At 63.6% G+C, this 3,823-nt stretch carries 4 protein-coding genes; all 4 read left to right on the top strand.

Going from position 1 to position 3,823, the window contains the following annotated elements; genetic code table 11:
- Positions 1 to 1,381: 1,381 nt before the first annotated feature.
- Positions 1,382 to 1,873 carry an endonuclease domain-containing protein gene (locus tag BLU62_RS34620; protein WP_099047820.1) on the top strand — a complete coding sequence of 164 codons (492 nt, stop codon included), beginning with the start codon at positions 1,382 to 1,384 and terminating at the stop codon, positions 1,871 to 1,873.
- Between the two features lie 226 nt (positions 1,874 to 2,099).
- Positions 2,100 to 3,443, top strand: coding sequence for a tape measure protein (locus BLU62_RS00450; RefSeq protein WP_159441502.1), 1,344 nt, complete (start codon positions 2,100 to 2,102; stop codon positions 3,441 to 3,443).
- A gap of 11 nt (positions 3,444 to 3,454) precedes the next feature.
- On the top strand, positions 3,455 to 3,607 hold the full coding sequence (locus tag BLU62_RS32665) for a hypothetical protein (RefSeq protein WP_159441501.1): 153 nt from the start codon (positions 3,455 to 3,457) through the stop codon (positions 3,605 to 3,607).
- On the top strand, positions 3,597 to 3,823 hold a 227-nt coding region (locus BLU62_RS00445; protein ID WP_139179907.1), incomplete at its 3' end, for a hypothetical protein. The genes BLU62_RS32665 and BLU62_RS00445, both read left to right, overlap by 11 nt.

Genomic DNA, 3,823 nt, shown 5'->3' with positions numbered 1-3,823 from the left:
GCGCCCGGTCGACGCAGAGGAAACCCTGAAGGGTTTCGAGGAGAAGGAAGTCACCCTCCGGTGGCTCAAGCCGTACGTGTCGGCTGCCGAGTACAAGCTCTGATGACGAAGATCCCTGAGGGCACCATCCAGTGGATCAAGAGCAGCTCGAAGATCCTGACATCAACAGTGGGGGAATCTTCGGCCTCCGCCGACTCCTAGACGAGCACGGGGAGGCCATCGAGTACGACCTGATTTCCCGCGGCCTCAGGTTGCGGGATTCTCGGGAAGCCTGGTTTTCATGGACTGACCTGCGGGCTATTGTCCGCAGGGCTCGCACAGACCACGCAATGGAGCTGTTCCGGCATGGAATCCTGACACTTGGCTGTGGTCTGATCCGTCTGTGATGCTCTTGTCGGAGGTGGCGACGATCGTTTCCGACCTCCGATACATGCAGGCGTTGACCACGTTTAACGAAGTGCCTGAGATCTACTTCCCGGCCCGGTATGGGCCGCCTCGGGATGACGCTGCCGAAGCTACCGAGGGCGAAGGTCCCAGCGAGGCTGAGAAGGCTCGGGCGGTCGCGGCGTCGATGCGCTAGATATCACCGGACTTCACTAGTTCGCCGCCGAACTGTCCCGCAATCTGGCCTGCCATGACCGCGTTCTGGTCGAGGCTGATCAGCCAGGTTGGTCCGTTACGTAGTAGTGGCGATCGCCAGTGATGTCTCCCGTGATGTCAGAGTGCTTTACCGATGCAGCGATTCCCTTCGAGGCGAGGTCTTCTGAGAACCACACACTCAGTCGAGCTTCGGCCGTTGGGGTTAGTGGGCACGATCCGTGCTCAGCCTTCGGCCCCGAGGTTGCGTCAGTAACCAGGCATGGGAAGCCGGCTGAAGTTAGTCCGGCCGCGAGTTGACTCACTGACGTGTACGCACCTGCGACTGCAGGGGCAGGTGCGGAGGCCGACGATGTCGCAGGAGCCTTACCGGCCTCGGGGCTTCGGTCGCTGCACCCAGAGGCGGCGAGGGCGAATGCGATTACTGGGATGGCAATGCATGCACGTTTCATCTCGACAGGATAAGCCGTCAGTGCGACGACCCGAGATAGAATGGAGCGACCCCGGAGGTGCTACCAACACCAGCCGGGGCCTAACCCACTCGCTTGAAGCACCAAGGAGGGGCTGCCGTGAAGGCTACCCGAACCCGACGTCCATGTCCGACATGTGGATCACCCATCGACCGAGGTCCCGGACAGCATGCGTACTGCTCCGACGAATGTCGCCCCATCTGCGAGCACCCCACATGCGACCGCCCTACGCGGGGCATGCAGACGGTGTGCGACTCGCACCGGGTTCAGCTTGATCGCCACGGCGAACTCCGGCCGGACACGTGGTCGAAGGAATGGGTGTGCGTCGTTTGCGGGGCAGGTGTCCGAAGGGGTCGGGGCGCCGTAAGCACTGCTCGAGGGGCTGTCAGCAAACCGACTCTCGATACAACGGGCGTCGCCCAACGACGGCGAAATGTCGGCTATGCGGGCAGGACTTCTCCCTACAGCGGCGCACCGGGGCGAGGCTTCAGCGCACCGACACTCAGTGGTGCCGCACCTGCGGTAGAGAATCCCCCGAAGCGCGCCGATATCTGAAGTACGGAATCACCCCGGAGGAGTACGCGGCCGCGATGAATCGGGGCTGCGACATCTGCGGCGAGCGCGTGGGGGCGCTACATATCGACCATGACCACAGCTGCTGCCCTCCACGGAGTAAGCAGTGGCGAACCTGCGGGCAGTGCGTCCGCGGATTCCTCTGCGGATCGTGCAACCGCGGATTGGGCCTACTGAAGGATGACCCGAACGTGCTGCGAAGCGCGATCGAGTACCTCGGTCGAAAGGCCTAGAAACAGCGCATACATACGGACTCAACGAACACCCCTAAGGCCATGAGCCTCTGGGGTGTTCGTCATTTCTGGCGGCAAGCAAAGGGGGTGGCAGCGTGGCCACGGAGCTAGGTTTGCCTACATTTCCATCGTTCCAGAGACGAGCCGTATCGCTCCTGGCATCCGTAACGCGCTCAATGGTGCTGAACGCGGCGCTGGTGACACTGGGCGTCGCATGGGTCACACGATGTCCACCGCCCTCGGCACGGCGCTGGGGATTGGCGTGTCGAAGGCGGCGGGCGCAGCATCGAAGGTGCTGCAGGATGCCCTGTCGGCAGGCTACAACCGGATCACCACCCTGGAGAAGGCGGACATCCAGTTCCGCAATATGGGGCTGTCGGCCGGTGACACGAAGCGTCAGCTTGCCGATCTGAATGACATCGTCACCGGCACCTCGACTTCGCTGGCTGATGCAGCGGCGGCAGCAGCGATGCTGGGCGGTGCTGGCGTGGCGGCGGGCGACGACATGAACAACGCTGTGAAGGCGTTGGTGAACATCTCTGCGGCCTCTGGCGCCTCGGCGCAGGACATCGGCCTCGTGATGATGCAGATCAAGGCGTCGGGCAAGTTGATGGGCTCGGAGGCGTTGCAGCTGGCCCAGCGCGGCGTGCCGATCTATGACCTCATTGCGAAGTCGATCGGCAAGACGACTGCCGAGGTCCGCACCCTCGGCGAAGAGGGCAAGATCTCGTTCGACCAGGTCGTCACGGCGATCAACCAGGGCACCGGCAACCTCGCGAAGGAGATGGGCGAGACCCTTCCCGCGAAGCTCGCCAACTTCCGGACCGCGATGGGCCGCCTGTCGGCTGCGGGCATGGAGCCGTTCCTTCTCCGCGCCAAGGGCGGCGTTGTCGGCCTGACCGAAGCAGTAAACGATCTCACCCCGAAGATGAAGGATTTCGCGCTCGCCGCGGACGCCAAGATCTTCGACCAGTGGGTGCCGCAGCTCAAGGGTCTGTATGCAACCCTCGAGGGCTCGGGAGCTCTTGATCGAGCGGCCGAAACCTTTACGGCGCTGTGGGATTCACTGATGGAACTCGGTCCTGCAGCGCGTACGATTGGGGCGGCACTCGCGGAAGCGTCTGCGTCGCTCGGCGTCGGCGGCTGCAGGTGTTCCTGGCGACGGTCCAGACGGCGTCGGGGATTCTGCAAGGACTCGCCCCGGTGCTTCAGACTGTCGGCGATCTCATGGAGGCGCATCCGGGTTACGTCACCGCAGCGCTCGCGGCGTGGTTGGCGTTCCGAACCGTGCCCGCAATCCTGGGGCGCGTCACGACGGCGCTCGGCCCGATGCATACGGGAATCAGTCGTGTCGGAACGGCGTTCGGCGGTGTGCGTCCGGCAATCGGCAACTTCACCGACGCCTATCGGACCTCGCTTGGCTACATCCGGCAGGCGAACCCGCAGCTCTCGACGGCCGGCGCCCATATCCGCGTCCTTGGTGCCAACGCGGGAATGGCCGCTTCCGGCGGACTCAGCGCACTACGTGGGGCGGCCGGTGGACTGTCTGCGGCATTGGGCGGCCCTTTGAATATCGCGCTCATGGCTGGTGCCGCATATCTGATGATGGGCGCGCAGGCTCACGCCGATGCGACGCAGAAGGCGAAGGCTCAGTCGCAGGCGGTGAAGGAGCTTGCGGAGTCCCAGAGGCTGATGGGTGCCGCTTTCCGTGAGTCCCGGTGCCATGAACGATGACACCTGGGCCAAGGCTGCGGAACAGGTTGGGGCGTACCAGAAGACGCTGAGCACTGCCGCCGATCAGCACAAGTCGACGTGGGAACAGCTCAAAGAGGTCGGCGGCCTCTTCAAGATGGCATCCGGCTCGAACGAAGTGCTGAATGAGAACGCCGAGCGAGCCATGGCGGCTGAAAAGGCGATCCGCGATCTCGGATGTCCAACGAAGAAGTCGCC

This window comes from Gordonia westfalica (genome assembly GCF_900105725.1).
Classification (GTDB): domain Bacteria; phylum Actinomycetota; class Actinomycetes; order Mycobacteriales; family Mycobacteriaceae; genus Gordonia; species Gordonia westfalica.
The sequence above is the reverse complement of the archived record's forward strand: the minus strand, read 5'-3'. Positions and strand labels throughout refer to the sequence as shown.

Excerpts from the sequence above, each read along its gene's own strand:
- BLU62_RS34620 (WP_099047820.1), top strand. The coding sequence starts at position 1,382 with ATGGGTGTGCGTCGTTTGCGGGGCAGGTGTCCGAAGGGGTCGGGGCGC.
- BLU62_RS00450 (WP_159441502.1), top strand. The coding sequence starts at position 2,100 with ATGTCCACCGCCCTCGGCACGGCGCTGGGGATTGGCGTGTCGAAGGCG.
- BLU62_RS32665 (WP_159441501.1), top strand. The coding sequence starts at position 3,455 with ATGGCTGGTGCCGCATATCTGATGATGGGCGCGCAGGCTCACGCCGAT.